The following is a 19445-nucleotide window of genomic DNA, read 5'->3' as shown; positions in this document are numbered from 1 at the left end:
CAGCATGGCATCAGAGGAAGCGAAGTTCGCCGCCCGCGCCGACCGCCTGGCCGGTCCCGCCGGCGTCGTCGGGTTCATGCCGTCGGCCCGCCGCGAGGACGCGTTCGCACCGCAGAACCGTTACATCCTGCCGCAGTTCGAGGAGAAGACCCCGTACGGCTTCAAGAGGCAGGACCCGTACACGCGCCTGTTCGAGGACCGCATCATCTTCATGGGCGTGCAGGTGGACGACACCTCCGCCGACGACATCATGGCGCAGCTGCTCGTGCTCGAATCCCAGGATCCGAACCGCGACGTGATGATGTACATCAACTCGCCCGGCGGCTCGATGACCGCCATGACGGCCATCTACGACACGATGCAGTACATCAAGCCCGACGTGCAGACCGTGTGCCTCGGCCAGGCCGCCTCCGCCGCCGCGATCCTGCTCGCCGCCGGCACCAAGGGCAAGCGCCTCATGCTGCCGAACGCGCGCGTGCTCATCCACCAGCCGGCCATCGACCAGGGCTTCGGCAAGGCCACCGAGATCGAGATCCAGGCGCGCGAGATGCTGCGCATGCGTGAATGGCTCGAGAACACGCTCGCCAAGCACACCGGCCAGGACGTCGAGAAGATCCGCAAGGACATCGAAGTCGACACGTTCCTGACCGCGAACGAGGCGAAGGAATACGGCATCGTCGACGAGGTGCTCGAGCATCGCCAGTGACATCGGCTGCGTCTCGGCGCCGTCGATCCGATCGTGATGCCGGGATGTGATCGGATGTCCGGAGACGTCACGTCTCCAGGCATCCGATTCTTCACATTCCATTACCCCCGGTCGTGTCGCGCCGGGGGTAATCTGTAATCCGGGCGATGCGGAAGGCTTGGCGCGCGAGGCCGCAACCGTGTCGTGCAGCCGTATATGACATGTCGGCGTCCGGAGCGACACCGTTTGCGGACGTCATGGAAACGAACGGTCAAGGAGAATGCGATGGGGCGTGTGGTGAGCTACAACGACGAGGTGCCGACCTGCACGTTCTGCGGCAAGACCGAGCATCAGGTCCGCAAGCTCGTCACCGGCCAGGGGGCCGCCATCTGCGACGAATGCATAGAGCTGTGCGTCGGCATCATCTCCGACGAACGTCGCAAGGAGGCCGGGGTCAACGCGCTCGCCTTGCCCAAGCCCGTGCAGATCAACGCCTACCTCGACAAGTACGTGATCGGCCAGCAGGACACGAAGCGGGCGCTGTCCGTGGCGGTGTACAACCACTATAAGCGCGTCAACATGGAGCTCGAGGAACAGGCGGGTAGGCTCGGCGACATGCACGCCCGTTCGCTCGGCCGTTCCCGGCGCGATCCGCTCGCCGATGTCGAGGTCGCCAAATCGAACATCCTGCTCATGGGGCCGACGGGCGTGGGCAAGACGTATCTCGCGCAGACGCTCGCGAAGGTCATGAACGTGCCGTTCGTCATCACGGACGCGACCACGCTCACCGAGGCCGGCTATGTGGGCGATGACGTGGAGACCGTGCTCCAGCGTCTCATCCAGGCGGCGGACGGCGACGTGTCGAAGGCCGAGCACGGCATCGTCTACATCGACGAGATCGACAAGATCGCGCGCAAGAGCGGCGAGAACACGTCCATCACGCGCGACGTGTCCGGCGAGGGCGTGCAGCAGGCGCTGCTCAAGATCCTGGAGGGGACGATCGCGTCGGTGCCCGTCGAAGGCACGCGCAAGCATCGTGAGCTCGAGACCGTGCCGATCGACACACGCGGCATCCTGTTCGTCTGCGGCGGCGCGTTCGTGGGGCTCGCCGACATCATCAGGACGAGGCTTGGGGCGCGGGAGAGCGGGTTCTCCGCGTCCTGGCGCGACCATGAGGTCCCCGACGAGGACCTGCTCAAGCAGGTGACGGCCGACGATCTCGCCGAATTCGGTCTCCTGCCGGAATTCATCGGGCGTCTGCCCGTGATCAGCGTGCTCGACGAGCTCACCGAGGCCGATCTGGCGGCGGTGCTCACCCGGCCGAGCAACGCGCTCGTCAAGCAGTACATGAAGCTGTTCGCCGTGGACGGCGTGGACCTCGCGTTCACGCGCGAGGCGGTGCGGGCGATCGCCGCCACCGCCATCCGGCAGGGGACGGGGGCGCGTGGCCTGCGTGCGATCATCGAACGCACGTTGCAGGACACGATGTTCCAGCTGCCCAGCATGCCCGACGTGACGCAGGTGATCGTCGACAAGGCGTCCGTCACCGGTGCGGGGGTGCCGAAGATGGTGCGGTCCGGCGGTGTGGATACGCAGGAGATGCGTTCCGTGCGTGGGCGCAGGGCCGCATGACGCCGCCCGCATCCACTGCGACACGCCGGTGTGACACGCCGGCTTGCATATCGCGGAAGGGTGTGTAATATATGTCGAGTTGTCAAAACGACAGCATGCGCCGGTAGCCCAGCGGATTAGAGCAGCTGACTACGGATCAGCAGGTCGCAGGTTCGAATCCTGTCCGGCGCACCACCTCGTGCCGCACGAGGTTAAACAAGCGGTATGCGCCGGTAGCCCAGCGGATTAGAGCAGCTGACTACGGATCAGCAGGTCGCAGGTTCGAATCCTGTCCGGCGCACCACCTCGTGCCGCACGAGGTTAAACAAGCGGTATGCGCCGGTAGCCCAGCGGATTAGAGCAGCTGACTACGGATCAGCAGGTCGCAGGTTCGAATCCTGTCCGGCGCACGATAAAGCCCCTCTCACGTATGTGACAGGGGCTTTTCCAATTCCGCCATTATCGCGCATGCCGTCCGAACCGGCATGACGCATGGCCGAGAAGAGCGGGGGAGGCCGTATGTCGTCGCAGAACAACACGCGCGGCGGGGGAGCGTGGTCCGCGATTCGTCGCGTCGCCGCCTCGGACCGTCTGTCCGGACTCATCATGCTGTCCTTCGCGTTGGTCGGTCTGGTTCTGGCGAACCTGCCGGCCACCGCGCATCTGTTCGAGGCCATCACCGAAACGCATATCGCGGTGCCACACACCAATCTCGACCTGCCCATCGGCCATTGGGCGCAGGACGGCCTGCTCACCATCTTCTTCCTCACCGTCGGACTCGACCTGAAACAGGAACTCACCACCGGTTCGCTCGCCAATCCGAAGGCGGCGGCCGTGCCGATGCTGTGCGCCGTGGGAGGCATGATCACCCCGCCCATCCTGTTCGTCGCCGTCACCGCCCTGCTGGCGCAATACGGTCCCGGTCCGGCAGGCGACCTCGTGCTCACCACCACCGGCAGTGAGATTCCGTTCGGTGAGATGGCCCGCGGCTGGGCCGTGCCCACCGCCACGGACATCGCGTTCTCCCTTGCGGTGCTCGCCCTGTTCGCCAAGGCGCTGCCCGGTTCGATCCGCGCGTTCCTCATGACGCTCGCCACCGTCGACGACCTGCTCGCCATCATCCTGATCGCCGTGTTCTTCTCCGCGCTCAACGCATGGTATTGGTTCATCGGCATCGCCGCATGCGCGGCCGCCTGGGCGTGCCTCGTGCGTCTGAAGCGTGTGCCGTGGCCATGCGTCGCCGTGGTCGGGATCCTCGCCTGGGTGATGATGTTCGAAGCCGGCGTGCACCCCACGCTCGCCGGTGTGCTCGTCGGTCTGCTCACCCCGGCGCGTGAGGTGCACGGCGAGCCCACCCCGCGCGCCGAACGGTATGCGGGCAAGCTTCAGCCGTTCTCCGCGCTGCTCGCCCTGCCGGTGTTCGCCCTGTTCGCCACCGGAGTGCATTTCGAATCGCTCACGCCGGGGCTTATGCTTTCGCCGCTGGTCATCGCGCTGATCGTCGCGTTGGTCGTCGGCAAGCCGTTGGGCATCATGGCCACCGCATGGCTTTCCACGCACGTGGGCGGTCTGAAGATGGCGAAGGGTCTGCGCGTGCGTGACATGTTCCCGGCCGCCTGCGCGTGCGGCATCGGCTTCACCGTTTCGTTTCTCATCGCCTCCCTCGCCTACGACAATCCCGAGCTGTCCGCCGAGGCAAGATTCGGCGTGCTCGTCGGCTCGCTCATCGCCGCCGCGATCTCCGGCGTGCTGCTGAGCCGTCAGTCGAAGCGCTACGAGCGTGAGGCCGCCGCGGGACGGTCCGTCACCGTAAACGACTGATCCGCGATTCGTTGTGTGCTCCCGTGCCGACGAGCCCGGGGCGAGGACGCTAGAATCGGGCGGTATGAGCAACGAGACGAACGCCCCGCTGGGGCAGACCTACCATCGCGGTCCGATCATCATGCGCGGGGACATGATCCCCGAGGACAACACCACAGCCAACCTGTTGCAGCCGGATGACGGCACCGGCTGGCTGCACATGGATCCATGGCGGGTGCTGCGCATCCAGGCGGAGTTCGTCGACGGGTTCGGCGCCCTGGCCGAGGTCGGACCGGCGGTGGCCGTGTTCGGTTCGGCCAGGACCGCGCGTACCGCACCCGAATACGAGGCGGCTCGCCATATGGGCGAGGGCATCGCGCATAAGGGGGCGGCGGTGATCACCGGGGGAGGGCCCGGTGTGATGGAGGCGGCGAACAAGGGCGCCGCGCTGGCCGGCGGCAAATCGATAGGCCTCGGCATCGAACTGCCCCACGAACAGGGCATCAACGACTACGTGAACCTGGGCATGAGCTTCCGGTACTTCTTCGTCCGCAAGCTCATGTTCGTCAAATACAGTTCGGGCATCATCGTCTGCCCGGGAGGATTCGGCACGCTGGACGAGCTGTTCGAGGTGCTTACGCTCGTCCAGACGCACAAGGTCGGCCACATGCCCGTCGTGCTCTACGACAGCGGATACTGGCGGGGGCTGTTCGACTGGTTGGACGGCCCGGTCAAGGACCGGGGCATGATCTCCGGCGTCGACCCGCGTCTGGTGACGATCACCGACGACGTGGACGAGGCCGTGGACGTCGCCACTTCCACGCTCATTACCGCTTGACGGCGATGAGCAGACCGGTGCCGGTGGGGGTGAGCGTCGTACGGAAACGTTCGTCCGACTCGACGATGTCGAGCAGGTCGCGCATCGCCACGGCCTTGTCGCCACGATCGGCCGGATCGAGCAGACCGCCCCTGTCGCCGGCGCCCTCGAGCGCGAGCACGTCGGTGAACACGATGATGCCATGGCCGCGCAGCAGCCGCGACGCCTGGGCGAATGAGGCCCCGTAGTTGACCGCATCGCCGGCGACGACGATCATGTCGTAATCACCGGCGTTCAGACGTGGCAGGAACACGCCGGCCTGCGCGTTCACCGCACGCAGTTTCGTGGCGGTGGAATCCTGCACCACGTCGAACGCCTTGCGGATCACCGCGATGCCCTTCGCCGAGGAGTCCACGGCGGTGAGCTGTCCCTCCCCGTCGAGTCCGCGCACCAGTTCCAGCGTCTCCATCACCGATCCGGTGCCCACGGCGATGACCGACTTCGCGCCGGTCAGATGCACCAGCATGGACAGGGCCTCGGCCTGCGCCGCCGATCCCTGCGGCATGCCGGCCTTTTGGGTGGCCTCGCGGATCTGCGCCATCGCCGGCGTCTGGCGGGCGAGCGCATGCTCCTCGACGAATTCCCAGGCCTTCGACAGATTCGTGTACTGGTTCCTATCCATGAACGTGCAATCCTTTTTGAAATCATTCGTGCAATGACGGCGGGCGCCGGTCCGGGTGACGGTGGCGCGCCTCCGCCACCCGGACCGTCCGGGGCGTGTTCGGGGTGATGTCTGCGGCGAACCGGCGTCCTACCGTTCGCGCACCTTGGCGACGATCTGCCACATCTCCTCGCCGACGTCGATGCCACGGGGGCACTGCCGCGTGCAGGCGCGCACCGACTGGCACGCCGCCACGCCATCGGCCGTGTCGATGGCGTCCATGCGGGCCATGGCCTGTGAGTCGCGCGAATCGTTGACGAACCGGCTCGCCCAGATAAGCGCCGCAGGGCCGATGAACGCGTCGCCGCCGGCGAACACCGGGCAGGAGCCTTCGCACACGCCGCAGGCGATGCAGTTGCTCAGCTGCTCGTATTTGGCGAGCTCGTCCGGGTGCTGCAGGTATTCGAAGACGTCGACCTTGCCTTCCTTGGTGGTGGCGAGGATGCCGTCCGCCTGCAGATACGGCTTGAGTTTGCGGATCTGGTCGAGCATCGGGTCGATGTCGGCGATGAGGTCGCGCTGCACCGGGAATCCGGGGAGCGGGCCGAGTTCGATGACACCGAGGCTGGCGCCGTCGGCGGCTTTCGCATCGGCGTCCGTCCGTCCGTTGTCCGGCTCATTGACGGTGTGCCGGAAACCCTCGTCATCCACCTGATGGACGGCGGCCGGCTTCGCCCAGTCCTTGAGCGTGGCCGTGCACAGCAGGTTCGGCGTGCCGTTGATCGCCACCGCGTCCGAACCGCACATGCCGTGCCCGCACGAGTAGCGGAAGGCGAGTGTCGGGTCGACGGTGCGCTTGATGGCCAGCAGGCAATCGAGGACGGTGTCCTCCGGCCTGGCCGGAATCGTGTACTCCTGCACCCACTGGCGGCCGCGCGGCCGACGTCGTGCGGCCGCACCCGCGGAACCGCCGCCGAAGGGCGAACTCCTGCGGGCGAACGGGCTGCCGCCGCGGGCGCGTTCCCGCTCGCGCTCGGGACGCGGCGTGAAACGGTTCACCTTCAGCGTCACCGTCGTCATGGTCGAATCCGTCATGCGCGCGCCTCCTCAATCGGTCTCAAAACAACTCTCCATTGTGACATAAGGCGTGGCCGTGCATCCCGTGGCCCGCACGGGGTCTGCGCGGATTATTCACGACCCGTCCCGCACCGGACTTCACGATGTGGAATGCACGGTACGGGACGGGCGTATGCGGATCAGTATTCGCGTTTCTTCGGGGGCACGTCGACGATGTGCACCGGCTGCCAGGAGATGGCGCCCCGGGCGTCCGTCATCGAGTGGGCGAGGAACCGTTCGTCGTCGCGCTCGGGGAAGTCGTTGCGCTTGAGCGATCCACGGGATTCATGGCGTGCGTCGGAGGCGGCGAGCACGGCGCGTCCCAATGCGACAAGATGGCGCACCTCCCAGATGGCGGTGACCTCCTGGTTGAACGCGGCGGTCCTGTCATGGGCGGCGAGCGCCTTGGCGCGGGGCGCGAGTCCGCCGTCGATGGCCGTCATCGCGGTTTCCAGACCGTTCGCGTCGCAGCGCACGGCGGCGGCGCGTTCCATCGTCGAACCGAGGTCGGCCATGAGGCGATACGGGTTGTCGTCGGTGTCGGCGCCGCTGTCCGCATCGGTTTCGTCGATGTCGGCGGGGGAGTCGAGGAGAACCTGCAGATCGGCCTGTCGCGTCCCGGCCGCCGCGTCGACCGCCGAGGACAGGGCGTCGTCGCGTTCCTGCGTTTCCGGATCGTCCGCCGCCATCGGATCGTCCACCGGTCCTGCGGCGATGCGCGCGGCGAGCGTGCGGCCGGCGCGCGTGCCGAACAGGCAGGCGTCGAGCAGCGAGTTGCCGCCGAGACGGTTCGCCCCGTGCACGGACACGCAGGAGCATTCCCCGGCGGCGAACAGGCCTTCGACGATCCGGCGCGTCCCGTCGGTCCCGTCCCCGGACCAGCGGTAGACCTCGCCGTCGGTGGTGATGGGGATGCCGCCCATCGTGTAGTGCGCGGTGGGTTTGATCGGCACGAAATCCTTCGCGGGGTCGATGTCCGCGTACTTCTCGATGGTCTCGACCACCTGGGGCAGCACGGCGCGCATGTGGTCCGGGTCGATGCCGGTCATGTCCAGCCACACGCAGTCCTTGGGGCCGTCCGGATCCTTCGGGTCGGCGACGCCGCGGCCCGCGTCGATCTCCGCCATGATCGAACGGGAGACCACGTCGCGTGCGGCCAGATCGGCGTGGCCGGGCGCATAGCGTTCCATGAACGCCTCGCCGTCCGCGTTGCGCAGCACGCCGCCTTCCGCGCGCGCCGCCTCGGACAGGAGGATGCCGGTGTGCGCCAGTCCGGTGGGATGGAACTGCACGAACTCCACGTCCTCGAGCTGCAGTCCGGCGGCCAGGACGAGCGCCATGCCGTCGCCGGTCAGGTCCCACGAGTTCGACGTGGTGTGGAACAGGCGTCCCGCCCCGCCCGTGGCGAACAGCACGTTGCGCGCATGGACCGGCTTCACCTTGCCGGCGTGCGTGTCGAACGCGACGACGCCGGCGGCCCGCGAGCCGTCCCCGTCGAGCACGAGGTCGGTCACGTACCATTCCTCGGCGAATGAGACCCCCGCCGCCACGCACTGCTGCCACAAGGCGTGCAGGATCTGATGGCCGATGCGGTCGGCCGCGTATGCGGCTCGCTTGACCGGCTCGCCGCCGAACTCGCGGGTGTGCCCGCCGAAGCGGCGCTGCGCGATATGGCCGTCGTCGGTGCGCGAGAACGCCACGCCCTGGCGTTCCAGGTTGATGACCGTCTCGGGGGCGTATTCGGCGAGCAGTTTCGCCGCGTCCTGATCGACCAGCCAGTCCCCGCCCTTGACGGTGTCGTAGTAGTGCCAATGCCAGTCGTCGGCCTCGACGTTGCCGAGCGAGGCGGCGATGCCGCCTTCGGCCGAACCGGTGTGGGAGCGCAACGGCTGCAACTTCGAGATCACCAGGATCTTCGGATCGATGCCGTTCTCCTTCATCTCCTTGATTTCGGGGGAGCGGAGCAACCCCAGTGCGGCGGACAGGCCGGCCGCGCCCGCGCCGACGATCACCGCATCGTACATGTCTTCCAACTGCTTCGGACTCATACCCCTCATTGTTCCATAGGGGCGGACGAGGCATCGCGCCGGCGGCGTGATGACGGGGCCGTCTACGGACGCATCCCCGATGCGCGCATTCACGGGATGCCCGCCCGATCCGTGTATGGCTAGACTGTGCCGTATGGAAAGGCAATCGTTCAACGACCGCGTCTATGCGGTGGTGCGCCGCATCCCACGTGGCAGGGTCGCGACCTATGGGCAGGTGGCCGCCCTGGCCGGGGCGCCGCGCAACGCGCGCATGGTCGGCTATGCGCTGCACGCCAATCCGGAGCCCGGGACGATCCCATGCCATCGCGTCGTGTTCCGTGACGGGTCGCTCGCCCCCGGGTTCGCGTTCGGCGGGCCCGAGGAGCAGCGGGCGCTGCTTGAGGACGAGGGCGTGGCGTTCGTCCCCGCCGCCGAAAAACCCGCCGGGGCCCCCGGATGGCGCGTGGATCTCGCACGGTGCCAGTGGCGGCAATGACGCCGTGTGCGTCCATGGCGCATGCGGTCATGCGGGGGCAGGTCTCACCTCCCCGTCCCCGTATCGTATGACGTCGAGCATCTCCAATTCGCCGAGTACCGCGAGCAGACGCGGCATGGACCATTCCGGGCCGTCCTCGCCGAGCCGGGCGAGCACCATATCCGGTGTGGAGGGGACGCCCCTGCGCCTGCAGGAACGGATCGCCGTCAACACCCGACGCCGGTCCGCGTCATCCCCATCCCCGTCCCGCGCCGGCCGGTCCCGCGCCTCCGGCCCGTCGTCCCGTACGGGCGGGGATCCGACGTCGGGACGATGGGGTTCATGAAGGAGTTCGGCGATCTCGTCCGGCGAGGTGAGCAGCATCGCCTGGTTGCGTGCGATGAACAGATTGCAGCCGGCGTTGTGCGGCATGGTGATGTCTCCCGGCACGGCGATCAGTTCGCGGTTGAGGTCGCACGCCCAGTTGGCCGTGTTGAGCGCGCCCGAACGCGTGCGCGCCTGCGTGACCACGACGGTGGAGGCGAGCGCGGCGATGATGCGGTTGCGCAGCAGGAAGCGTCTGGCCTCCGGGATCGTGCCCGGGCACAGTTCGCTGACCAGCGCGCCGCCGTGGTCGACGATCGCGTCGAACAGGCGCAGGTTCGATGACGGGCCGATGTGGTTGAGCCCGCCGGCGAACACCGCCACCGTGCGCCCGGCCGTTCCCGGAACGTCGTCCGTTCCCGGTCCGGAGGGGCCATCCATGGCGGCGAGCGCGCCCCAGTGTGCGGCCGCGTCCGCTCCCAACGCCCCTCCGGACACGACCAGATGCCCGTCGGAGGCGGCTTTTCGGGCGACCTCCCGCGCTATGGAACGCCCGTATTCGTTGGCTCCGCGCGATCCGACGACCGCGACCGGTTTGGGGCAGCTGGTCAAGGCGCGTTCGTCGCCGATGCCCCATAGGCATAACGGCGAGGCCCAGTCCTTGCGTGTGGACAGGTCCTGCAGCTGGTGTGGCCAGTGCGGGCTGGTCGGGCCGATGATCCATTGCCGCCCGTCCATGGTGAACCATGCGGCGAGGGTCTCCCAGTCGAGCGTCGGCAGGGAGGGCAGGCGGGCGTGCCAGCCGGCGAGCGCGTTGTGGAATGCGGTCATGGCCTGTGGGGTGACCCTGCGTCCCCATCTTGCCAGTCCGGTCGCGAACACGTGGTCGAGTCGTGCCGATGCCGTGGATCCGCCGGCGTCGGGCCGTGATTCGATGATGAGCCGCAGTGTTTCGGCGGCATCCCCGGTGCCTGCGATGGCGGCGTACATGAGCGCGTCGGCGCCGTCGAGGCAATAGGTGAGCGTGGCCCGGGCCAGGGTGTCCCGGTCGGGGGCCGGCTCGGGGCGTTCCGTGGAACGGAGGGTGCCGTCCGTGTTCGGGGCGTCGGCGTCCATGGTCGCTGTCCTTTCCTGTTTCGTGCGAGTGCGGGGCCCATGCGCGTCATATCAGGCGGCTGCGCAGGGCGATGCCCTGGTCGATCTCCTCGCGGCCGGGGGAGACCTCCCCGTTGAGGTCGGCCAGGGTCCATGCGAGCCGCATCGCCCGGTCCGCGCCCCTGAGGCTCAGCCGTTGTCGTTCCAATGCGCGGTTGATCGGTTCGAGCGAGTACGGCGAGATGTGGTCGCGCAGCCATGCGCCGGAGGCCTGCGCGTTGCATGTCCACCCGTAAAGGTCGTAGCGTTCCATGGCGGTGCGTCGCGCCTGGATCACGCGTTGCCTGATCTGTGCGCTGGTGTGGCCGCGTTCGATCGCGTCTCCTCCGGTGATGCGTGGCACGGGCGGCACCTCCACTTGGATGTCGATGCGGTCGAGGATCGGCCCGGACAGCCTGCCGAAATACCGTTGCCGTTCCCGGTGCGAGCACACGCAGCGTTCCCCGGTGCCGTAGCTCATGCCGCACGGGCAACCGTTGGCGGCCATGATGAGTTGGAACGCCGCCGGGTAGTAGGTGGTGCCCTTCGAACGGGATAGGGCCACATACCCCGATTCCAGCGGTTCGCGCAGCGTCTGCAGGGCGCGCGCCGAGAATTCGGGCGCCTCGTCCATGAACAGCACGCCGCGGTGGGCGCGGGTGATGGCGCCCGGTTCGGCCATTCCGGTGCCGCCTCCCACCAGCGCCGCCGTCGAGGAGGTGTGGTGCGGGGCCTCGAACGGCGGCACGTCCGTGATGCCGTAGGCGCCGAGCGTGCCGCACAACGAGCGGATCGAGGCGACCTCCAGCTGTTCGGTCTCGGTCAGGGGGCACATGATGCCCGGCATGCGCGAGGCGAGCATCGTCTTGCCGGAGCCGGGAGGCCCCACCATGATCATGTGGTGTCCGCCGGCGGCCGCCACCTCCAACGCCCATTTCGCCTGCTCCTGGCCGACCACGTCGATCATGTCTCCGGCCGGAGGCGACGACGGCACGGTTCCGGCGGACCGCCCGTCGGGTCTCGTCGGCGGCCGGTCCGGCGGCCGGTAACGCGCGTTGCCGCCCATCAGTTCGATGAGTTCTCCGACATGACGCACGCCCACCACGTCCACACCGTCGATGAGGTCCGCCTCGTCCATGTTGCCGGCGGGCAGGATCACCTGGCGGATGCCGCGTTCGCGCGCATGCAGCAGGATGGGCAGCACGCCGTTGACGGGCAGCACCGTGCCGTCCAGGTTCACCTCGCCCATGGTGATTGTGTCGATGAGACAGTCGTGGGGGATCGCGCCGGCGGCGCTCAGCACGGCGGACGCGATGGCCAGATCGTGCGACGAGCCCCGTTTCGGCATGCTCGCCGGGCTCAGATTCACCGTCACACGGGTCTGCGGCCACTGGAACCCCGTCGCCTGGCAGGCGGACTTCACCCGTTCTCGTGCTTCGGACAACGAGGCGTCCGGCAGCCCGATGATCGAGAAATACGGCAGACCGGGGCTGATGAACGCCTGCATGGTGACGAGGAACGTCCTCAACCCGATCAGGCCGACCGACAACGCGTTTCCTATGGCCATGTCAGAACGCCCCCTCGATGAGATGCACGAGCGGCCTGCCGCCGCGCACGACGACGGTGGCCACGTCGAAGCGCACGCCCGTATGCGCGATGCGATGCGACGGGTCAAGCAGCCATTGCACGCCCGCACGGCGCAGATTCGCCTGTTTGGCCGCCGTGACCGCCTCCTGGGGCAGTCCATGCTTCAACGTGCGGCGCGTCTTCACCTCCACGAACGCGATGACGCGATGCGGATCCAACGCCACGATGTCGAGCTCGCCGTAACGGGAACGCCAGTTGCGGTCGAGCACCGTCCAACCGCGTTCCCGCAGCCAGGCGGCCGTATAATCCTCACCCAACGCGCCCAATGCGCGGGTGGCGAGCGTGCCGTCACGGAGACGGTCGGCGAGCGCGTCGAGCCCGGCGCGGGCCGGCGGGGTCTCCTGCATGCCGGACGTTGCGGTCTCCGGCTGTCCCATCGTCAATGCTGCGGTATCCATGCGTCCACTCTGCCGGCCCCGCATGCGGAAGGGCAACGCCGCACGGGGCATGTGTACAGAGGTCCCCGTTCCCGGGCGTGTTGTGGACAGGATGTGGACGGAAGCCGGTTATCCACCGTTGGTTAAGGAAGTCGGCAGTGGAAGACCGACAAGGGAACAGGCGGTTCCGTCATCCCCGGGACGACGACATCACGTTGCCGGGGCCCGTCGCGGTGCTAGCGTGAAAGACGACGGCGGCGCATCGACGCGCCCGGAAAAGGGGTACATGACCATGGACGACATCGACTCCACGCACACGGGCAAGGCGCCGGGAAGCGCGACACGACCCATCGTCACCATCGGACTGCTCGACAACGACCCGTTCGCGCTCGCCTTCCTCGAACGCACCATCGGCGAACTCATGGACGAGGCACGCGTCATCTGGAAGACCACATCCGGGCGCGACGCGCTCGCCCGCTGCCTGTCACCGGACACCGCGCCGAACGTGCTCCTGACCGACATGAGCATGGACGAGCTGTCGGGTCCCGCCGTCTGCCGCGCCATCCGTGTGAAGACCGCACGCGTCGCCATCCTCGCCGTCACCTCGTTCTCGCTCGCCGTCTATGCATCCAAAGCCGCCGCAGCCGGGGCGCAGGGCATCGTCCCCAAGGCAGTCGAAACGCCGATCGTCGAAGCGGTCCGCGTGCTCGCCGCCGGCGGCACATGGCCGTCCGGCGCGACGGACGTCGCATTCGATACGGCCGCCGCCGCGCACGCGCGCCTCGCCGGCGGGCGCACGCCACGCCGTTTCCTCCTCTCGGACCGGGAGGCCGAAGCCATGAACCTGTGCTCGCGCGGCCTCGACACGGGCCGGATCGCCGCCGACATGCAGGTCGGCGTCTCCACCGCCAAGACCTACCTGACACGCGCCATCCACAAGCTCGGCGTCTCCACGCGCGGCCAGGCCGTCGCCTTGTGGACCGGAGCGATGGAGGACGAACGATGAACGCCGCGCCGGAGAAGGGGCCGGGCGCCGGTGGCGGACCGCCCCGTCCGCTCCAATGGGTGCGCGGGCACTGGTTCCGTCTGGCCATCGCCTCGTTCACGCTCGCCGCCACGCTGATCGAATGGTCGGCGATACCGCCGATCTACCCGTTGAACTTCCTGTTCTCGGGGCTTTCCGTCGTCGCCATCGTGCTCTCGCCGTTCATCCCGCGGATCTCGGGCTGGCTCATCATCGTGACCGTGGTGGCGAGGCTGTTCGTGCTCGACCTGTCCGGACCGAACCCGCTGTGGGCGGCGTACCTGGCGCTCGCCGTCATCGGCTATGACAGCGCGATCCCAGCGGCGGTGGCCGCGCTGCTCACGGTCACGCTCGCCGAATGCGTGCCGGTGGCCCTGAACACGTTCAACGCGCTTTCCGCCACCTGGATCGGCATGGTCAACTACATCGGCATGTTCACGCTCGCCACGATGGCCGGCATGTCGTTCCGCTGGCGCAGGCAACGCGACGAGATCCGCGAGCAGGCCATGATCCTGGAGCGCAGACAATGGCAGCTGGATACATTGCAGCGCAACACGCGCCTGGCCTCGCGCATCCACGATTCCGCCAGCGGCGGGCTCTCGTACATCGCATTGACCGCGCAACGCGAACTGCGGCGCATTGGCGACGGCGAGGCACGCCGCGCCGAACGTCAGGACTGGCGGTTCGTCAACGACCAGGCGCTGTCCGTGCTCGATGAGATCCACCATGTCATCGACCTGCTTGAACGGCCACAGGCGCCTGGCCTGTCTCGACCAAATGATTCCGATGATCCCAGGGTCGAGGAACCCTTCGCGAACCCGATCGTGAAGACTGCCGCGAGCCCCGTGCCGGAGTCCTCATCCTCCGGTGACACGGCATCCCGGCAATGGAGGAGGCTCCAATCGGCGATGCGGGAGGCGGACGCCAAACTCTCGCATTTGGGATTCAGGGGAACCATCGCGACGCACGGCGGCCCGCCGGACGATTGCGCGGACGAATCGGTCACGGAAGCCGCCAATCTACTCGGTGAAATCGCCGCCAACATCACCCGTCACATGAGCCCGGACGCGGGCGAATACCACTGCGTCATCACTGTGGACAACGACGCCATCGAAATCATGGAGACCAATCCGATAACCGTGCGGGACGACGCCGCGCGGGACGATGACGGAGGCGCCGAGGCCGGGACGCTCAAACCGCATGGCAGCGGACTCGCCATGCACCGGCGCATGATCCGGGATCTCGGAGGAGAACTCAACACCACCGCCGAAGACGGCGATTGGATACTGTATGCGCGCATCCCCGCGCATACCGGTTCACCGGAACCCGGGAGGCGCGCATCATGACCGGGATTCGCGACTGCAGCCAATCGCATGGACAACGCGATCATCATTCATGGCGCGCCATCGCCGTCACTCTCAGCCACCGGCATCGCCGGAATCTGACGCTTGCCGTCATTCTCGCCATAGGCATCATCCTTGCCGTGCTGCCGGTATCGCTGCTGCCGCAGCCGTGGAGCGACGTGGCGTCCAACGCGGGCGACGATTCCAGCCGCACGATGCCCACCACCAGTGAACATCCCGAATTCACCGGGCCGCACAAATACGAGGCGTTGACCGCCTGGAACAACCTGCACACCGGACTCGGGCGCAGCATACTCGAAGACGGCGTGGTGACGCCGGACGAGCTCGCCGAAGTGCGCAAGGCCTATAACGAATGCCTGTCGGTATATGGCATGCAAGCCAAAACGATCACGGACGGCAACGGGGAAGCCATCGGCGAGAGCGTCGTACCGATTCGCGGATCGATGAGCGGCCGGCAGCAATCGTCGATCATCGAGCAGTGCCGTACCGAATCCGATTACCGATGGCTGGAGCCATTGGCCACCGCCCAGTCCGCCGAACAGTCGACAAAGGAGTCGCAATGAACCGGCAAACCCGTCGATCTCGATTCACGAAAACCATGATCGCCGCCATCGCCGCAAGCTGCATCCTATGCTCGGCATCAGCCTGCGCATCGTCGGCACACGGCGATGCCGTCGCGCGAACCCGGTCGCAAACCGGAGGGGGCATCGACCTCAATACCCACTATTCGACGGAGCTGAAACAGGCCCGCGAGCAGCTGAGCCAGAACGGCAATGATTTCGCAACAAACATCCTGAAGGATGGCATCATCGCGGACAGCGAACTGGCCGAGCTGAACCATCGCGTTGTGCAGTGTTTGAGCGACCTCGGCTATAGTAAGGATTCCATCAGCATGGGGGAGTTGGGTGAGATGAGCGTCCATCCGCCGAGCGGAGTGACGCACGAGGAATCGGCATCATGGGGCGCTTCCATGAATCAGGACATTCAAGCCTGCACCGAACGCAATGGGGCGAATGCCATCTGGCAGCTGGCCAGCGCCGCGCAATTGAATCCGAGTAACGACGGCAAAGATACGAGACAAACCATCATCGATTGCTATATCAAGCAGGGGATAGTCGGCGCATCATATTCCGTCGACGATTACGAACGTGACAGTCGGAACGGTACCGGGCCGTTCGACGAGACGCGCCGCGCCGATGCGGGCCTCCGGCACAAGCTGGAGTCATGTGAATGAGGTCGGCGCATGGGGTGATGGGCCACAGCATTTGCCGCGCATGAAGACGCCCCTTCAAGGGCGTCACGGACCATTGCGCGCGCCGTCGCGACCGTCATCACGGCCCATGGGATTGAGCCGTACGGCGTTACGGCCGGTGTCCCCGGCCCGCCGGGACCGTACCGATTACTTGCGTGGATCGTCATTGCATTGGATCCAGCTTTCGGCATTCCGCCCGCTGTAGTACCTGCCACCGGGATCGGTGAACTGCTGACCGAACCGGACGTACTCCTCGCCATCCGCATCGACGATCGGGACATCGTCCGCGGTGAATTCCGGTCCGACCGTGCCCTTGCGTTTCAGGCACTCCGCCAGGTCCCGCCGTATCTCCTCCGCGGTGCGGTTGCGCAGTTCGCCATCCGGATCCTGAACCAACGCGTTGTACAGATGCGTGATGAAATACTGGCCTGATTGTTTGGAGCAGACGATGTCCTGTTCATGAAACCGCTGCTGTTCGGCGTCGCTCATATTGCCGGTTTGCATTTGGGTGGAACCGTCCGGATTCACGTAGTCGAACACGAATCCGGCGTCCGCCATGCAGGACCGGTATCGGCTTGCCGTCTCCGTGGCCTCCGCCTCGGTGATCCGCTCATCGCGCAGCACGTCCTGCGCGAACGTGTTGCCGTTTCGCGGGCCTGATCGTAGCCCCAGCGGAAATCCTCGGCCCAGGGACCGGAAAACACGGGCTCGTCTTTCGGCTGCCCGACGGTGTCCGAAGATGTCCCGCCGCATGCGGCGGAGGAGCACGCCACGGCGGCAGCCAGCGCCAACGCGGTCATACGATGTGCGAGTACGCGCTTCATGGGATCTCCTTTCGTCTTCGTCATGTACGTCCTCGGCGCCGTTGCCGGTCACGGTCGTCGAACGGGCCGGGCCTCATCGCCCGACGATGATTCCACGATACGTTCGTCGTTTCGGTTTCGCGCTGATGCCTGTAATCTCCGCGATTACGGCAGTGTGATGATTCCCGGGCGACCATGCCTATGCTGGATTGGGACAGGGAGGTCATCATGGTTGGTTCGGGAACGAACAAGGGACGCATGCGACACGATGTTCGTCATGCACTCGCGTTGCTGACATCCGCATCACTGCTTGCGATGTGCGCGGCCTGCGGTCCGTCGTCGAACGCCGACGGCTCCGCCGCGACGGCCGCCGTGAACGGCAAACCCGCCTTCTCCGGCCCGTACGCCGCCGAATTCAAACAGGAGTATGAGAAAGCGCCCAACGACCTGGTCAGAAACATCCTCAAGGACGGCACAATCACGCAATCCGAAGTGCAGGAGGTGTACGACGCCTACAACAAGTGCCTCGAACCATACGGACTGCAAGCCACCTGGAGCGTGGAACAAGGCGAATCCGTGGGCCGGTTCCGTGGCTCGATGTCCGACGACGAACAGCTCAAAATCATGGATCAATGCCATGCCGAAACCGGAGCGGGCAATATCTCCAGCCTGTACGCCACCATGCACGACAATCCCGACCACATCGACCAGGTCGCCCTCGAACGCGAGGTCTACCAATGCTATGTCAAATATGATCTGCTGCCGAGCCCCATCAGCGAGAACGAGTACATGAGCACGTTGAGCACGGTGGGGATCACCGACAAAAGCCGGTTCGAAGCCAACCTCAAACGTCAGCATGAATTCTTCAGCGAATACATGAGCACCACGTTCGACGGACAGCCCAATCCAAACTACGAATACGACCAGAATTCGGCGAAGGGGCAGCGGTTCTGGGCCTGCCAGCAGGATCCGCTGCACCAGTAGCGGCGGCATCAGGGAGCATGTGAGGGGAGTGAGTGGCATGACTCGGAGGAACCAAGCGGCCTCCGGAACCGCGGCCTTCCGCAAGGCGCGCAGGGCCGCGCGCAACGGCGTGGCGATTTCCATCGTGATATTGCTGGCCTTGGTGATGTCGGCGATGGGCGTGGGCGTGGGATTCCTGTTGACCCGCTCCAAGATTCCGCCTTCCCTAGTCTCCAGCACCGAAGCCGGCACGGTGAAGGTGGCGGCCACCCGGTTCGATGACTCGCGTTTGGTCGCGTTGACCGTGAGTTCGGGGGAATCCTCGACGGTCGCTTCACCGACTTCCGGTACCGTCACCGGCATCGCCGTGGACGCCGGCTCTCCGATAGCCTCCGGGCAGGTGGTGTTCGATGTCGATGCCACGCCGGTCATCGCGTTGCATACCGATGTACCGCTGTACCGTGAGCTCGCAAGCGGCATGCGCGGCTCGGACGCCGCAGGACTCAACGCCGCGCTGCGCAGGCTCGGCTACAATGCGCCGGACTCGGATTGGATGACCTGGGATACCATCACCGCCTACAATGCGCTCGCGCAATCCGTCGGTGCGCGGCAGCTGAGCCGCGACGCCGGCTGGACCATCGACCCCGGTTGGTTCGTATGGCTGCCCGCCGATTCGGTGACCGTCAAACAAACCTCCATCGCCGTGGGCCGGCAAGTCACGGCCGGTCAGGACCTGTTCACCACGGCCGCAATCCCGCTCAAAGCCACGTTGCCTGCCGCCGCTGCGGATCTGGTGGCGGGGGAGCGCGTGATCACCATCGGCGACCGGACGTTCGATGTGCCGGCCGACGCCAAGGAATTGACGGATGCGGCGCTGTTGGCGGCGATCAATGGTTCCGTGGCATTCCGCATGGCTTCGCTTGGTTCGGATTCCGGCGGCTCTCCGGCCTCCGGCGGTGCTTCGGCCGGGAATGCCGCGGGCTCTTCCGTCGGCGAAGCCTTGAGCGTCTCCTACGACTGGAGATTGAAGCAGCCGTTGACCGTGCTCAGCGTGCCACCGTCCGCCGTATATGATGCGGCTGCCGGCTCGGGCTGCGTCAGCGTCGATGCGAAGCCCGTGCGGGTGTCGATCATCGCCTCGCAGCTCGGCAAGACGATGGTCAGCGTAAGCGACAACCGGACGTTCGACCATGTGGACGTGACGCCGCGTACCGACGAGCACTGCACGGCCCAAGGCGGCGAGTGACATGGCCGGGCATATACGGCCGACTCCGCCGATGGGCTCATCCGGCATCTCCCCTTCGGTCCCGCAGCGTTCGGCAGCCCCTCATCAGAGGGGAGCCAATGTGACGAGGACAGTGATAT

Annotated in this window: 18 protein-coding genes, 4 tRNA genes and 1 pseudogene; 16 read left to right on the top strand and 7 right to left on the bottom strand. The window is 66.4% G+C overall.

Features of this window, described 5'->3' with window-relative positions; translation table 11 throughout:
• The first annotated feature begins 4 nt into the window (after window positions 1-4).
• The 9 genes and pseudogenes from GFD21_RS02860 (at window position 5) to GFD21_RS02820 (ending at window position 4934) form a co-directional block, all read left to right on the top strand.
• Window positions 5-706 (top strand): ATP-dependent Clp protease proteolytic subunit, encoded by a 702-nt coding sequence (locus tag GFD21_RS02860; RefSeq protein WP_163196399.1) that lies wholly within the window; start codon window positions 5-7, stop codon window positions 704-706.
• Window positions 707-901: 195 nt separating this feature from the next.
• Window positions 902-1894 (top strand): annotated as a pseudogene (clpX, locus tag GFD21_RS11395) (ATP-dependent Clp protease ATP-binding subunit ClpX); the annotation flags it as partial.
• 92 nt (window positions 1895-1986) lie between these two features.
• Window positions 1987-2108: transfer RNA gene (locus tag GFD21_RS02850), tRNA-OTHER, on the top strand.
• Window positions 2084-2317, top strand: a complete 234-nt coding sequence (locus GFD21_RS02845) for a hypothetical protein (RefSeq protein ID WP_163196398.1) — start codon at window positions 2084-2086, stop codon at window positions 2315-2317. Before GFD21_RS02850 ends, GFD21_RS02845 begins: the two co-directional genes overlap by 25 nt.
• 97 nt (window positions 2318-2414) lie before the next feature.
• Window positions 2415-2491 (top strand) — tRNA-Arg (locus tag GFD21_RS02840).
• Window positions 2492-2523: 32 nt separating this feature from the next.
• Window positions 2524-2600, top strand: a tRNA-Arg gene (locus GFD21_RS02835).
• A 32-nt stretch (window positions 2601-2632) separates the two neighbouring features.
• A tRNA-Arg gene (locus GFD21_RS02830) sits at window positions 2633-2706 on the top strand.
• A 109-nt stretch (window positions 2707-2815) separates the two neighbouring features.
• Window positions 2816-4117 carry a Na+/H+ antiporter NhaA gene (locus GFD21_RS02825; protein ID WP_163196397.1) on the top strand — a complete coding sequence of 434 codons (1302 nt, stop codon included), beginning with the start codon at window positions 2816-2818 and terminating at the stop codon, window positions 4115-4117.
• 64 nt (window positions 4118-4181) lie between these two features.
• Window positions 4182-4934 carry an LOG family protein gene (locus tag GFD21_RS02820; RefSeq protein ID WP_163196396.1) on the top strand — a complete coding sequence of 251 codons (753 nt, stop codon included), beginning with the start codon at window positions 4182-4184 and terminating at the stop codon, window positions 4932-4934.
• Here the strand turns inward: GFD21_RS02820 and GFD21_RS02815 are convergent.
• The 3 genes from GFD21_RS02815 to GFD21_RS02805 all read right to left on the bottom strand — a co-directional run bounded on the left by GFD21_RS02815 (window position 4924) and on the right by GFD21_RS02805 (window position 8738).
• Window positions 4924-5595, bottom strand: coding sequence for an O-methyltransferase (locus tag GFD21_RS02815; RefSeq protein WP_163196395.1), 672 nt, complete (start codon window positions 5593-5595; stop codon window positions 4924-4926). The two genes, GFD21_RS02820 and GFD21_RS02815, sit on opposite strands and share 11 nt — an antisense overlap.
• A gap of 129 nt (window positions 5596-5724) precedes the next feature.
• Complete coding sequence (locus GFD21_RS02810) at window positions 5725-6669, bottom strand: succinate dehydrogenase/fumarate reductase iron-sulfur subunit (RefSeq protein ID WP_163196394.1); 945 nt, start codon at window positions 6667-6669, stop codon at window positions 5725-5727.
• Between the two features lie 161 nt (window positions 6670-6830).
• On the bottom strand, window positions 6831-8738 hold the full coding sequence (locus GFD21_RS02805) for an FAD-dependent oxidoreductase (protein WP_163196393.1): 1908 nt from the start codon (window positions 8736-8738) through the stop codon (window positions 6831-6833).
• Window positions 8739-8871: 133 nt separating this feature from the next.
• Between GFD21_RS02805 and GFD21_RS02800 the strand changes: the two genes are divergently transcribed.
• The gene (locus GFD21_RS02800) at window positions 8872-9213 is read left to right on the top strand and encodes an MGMT family protein (protein ID WP_163196392.1); all 342 of its coding nucleotides are present in this window, start codon (window positions 8872-8874) and stop codon (window positions 9211-9213) included.
• Between the two features lie 27 nt (window positions 9214-9240).
• Here GFD21_RS02800 and GFD21_RS02795 read toward each other — a convergent pair whose 3' ends face one another.
• Genes GFD21_RS02795 through GFD21_RS02785 form a run of 3 tightly spaced genes read right to left on the bottom strand, consistent with a single transcriptional unit; the run spans window position 9241 to window position 12644 of the window.
• On the bottom strand, window positions 9241-10632 hold the full coding sequence (locus GFD21_RS02795; protein WP_163196391.1) for a DNA-processing protein DprA: 1392 nt from the start codon (window positions 10630-10632) through the stop codon (window positions 9241-9243).
• A gap of 46 nt (window positions 10633-10678) precedes the next feature.
• Window positions 10679-12217, bottom strand: a complete 1539-nt coding sequence (locus GFD21_RS02790) for a YifB family Mg chelatase-like AAA ATPase (RefSeq protein ID WP_163196390.1) — start codon at window positions 12215-12217, stop codon at window positions 10679-10681.
• Window position 12218: 1 nt separating this feature from the next.
• A complete protein-coding gene (locus tag GFD21_RS02785) occupies window positions 12219-12644 on the bottom strand; it encodes a YraN family protein (RefSeq protein WP_163196543.1) in 426 nt (141 codons plus the stop codon).
• Between the two features lie 316 nt (window positions 12645-12960).
• On the opposite strand from GFD21_RS02785, the gene GFD21_RS02780 reads away from it, so the two are divergent.
• Genes GFD21_RS02780 through GFD21_RS02765 form a run of 4 tightly spaced genes read left to right on the top strand, consistent with a single transcriptional unit; the run spans window position 12961 to window position 16296 of the window.
• Window positions 12961-13680, top strand: coding sequence for a response regulator transcription factor (locus GFD21_RS02780; RefSeq protein ID WP_163196389.1), 720 nt, complete (start codon window positions 12961-12963; stop codon window positions 13678-13680).
• On the top strand, window positions 13677-15044 hold the full coding sequence (locus GFD21_RS02775; protein ID WP_163196388.1) for a sensor histidine kinase: 1368 nt from the start codon (window positions 13677-13679) through the stop codon (window positions 15042-15044). The genes GFD21_RS02780 and GFD21_RS02775 overlap by 4 nt, the downstream gene beginning before the upstream one ends.
• A complete protein-coding gene (locus tag GFD21_RS02770; protein WP_163196387.1) occupies window positions 15041-15625 on the top strand; it encodes a hypothetical protein in 585 nt (194 codons plus the stop codon). The genes GFD21_RS02775 and GFD21_RS02770 overlap by 4 nt, the downstream gene beginning before the upstream one ends.
• Window positions 15622-16296, top strand: coding sequence for a hypothetical protein (locus GFD21_RS02765; RefSeq protein ID WP_163196386.1), 675 nt, complete (start codon window positions 15622-15624; stop codon window positions 16294-16296). The genes GFD21_RS02770 and GFD21_RS02765 overlap by 4 nt, the downstream gene beginning before the upstream one ends.
• Before the next feature lie 165 nt (window positions 16297-16461).
• Here the strand turns inward: GFD21_RS02765 and GFD21_RS02760 are convergent, their stop codons facing one another.
• Complete coding sequence (locus tag GFD21_RS02760; protein ID WP_163196385.1) at window positions 16462-17190, bottom strand: hypothetical protein; 729 nt, start codon at window positions 17188-17190, stop codon at window positions 16462-16464.
• A gap of 185 nt (window positions 17191-17375) precedes the next feature.
• Between GFD21_RS02760 and GFD21_RS02755 the strand changes: the two genes are divergently transcribed.
• Complete coding sequence (locus GFD21_RS02755) at window positions 17376-18101, top strand: hypothetical protein (RefSeq protein ID WP_163196384.1); 726 nt, start codon at window positions 17376-17378, stop codon at window positions 18099-18101.
• A 37-nt stretch (window positions 18102-18138) separates the two neighbouring features.
• Window positions 18139-19326, top strand: a complete 1188-nt coding sequence (locus tag GFD21_RS02750; RefSeq protein ID WP_163196383.1) for a hypothetical protein — start codon at window positions 18139-18141, stop codon at window positions 19324-19326.
• The last annotated feature ends 119 nt before the right edge of the window (window positions 19327-19445 follow it).

This window comes from Bifidobacterium platyrrhinorum (genome assembly GCF_010667645.1).
In the GTDB taxonomy this organism is placed as follows: domain Bacteria; phylum Actinomycetota; class Actinomycetes; order Actinomycetales; family Bifidobacteriaceae; genus Bifidobacterium; species Bifidobacterium platyrrhinorum.
The sequence above is the reverse complement of the archived record's forward strand: the minus strand, read 5'-3'. Positions and strand labels throughout refer to the sequence as shown.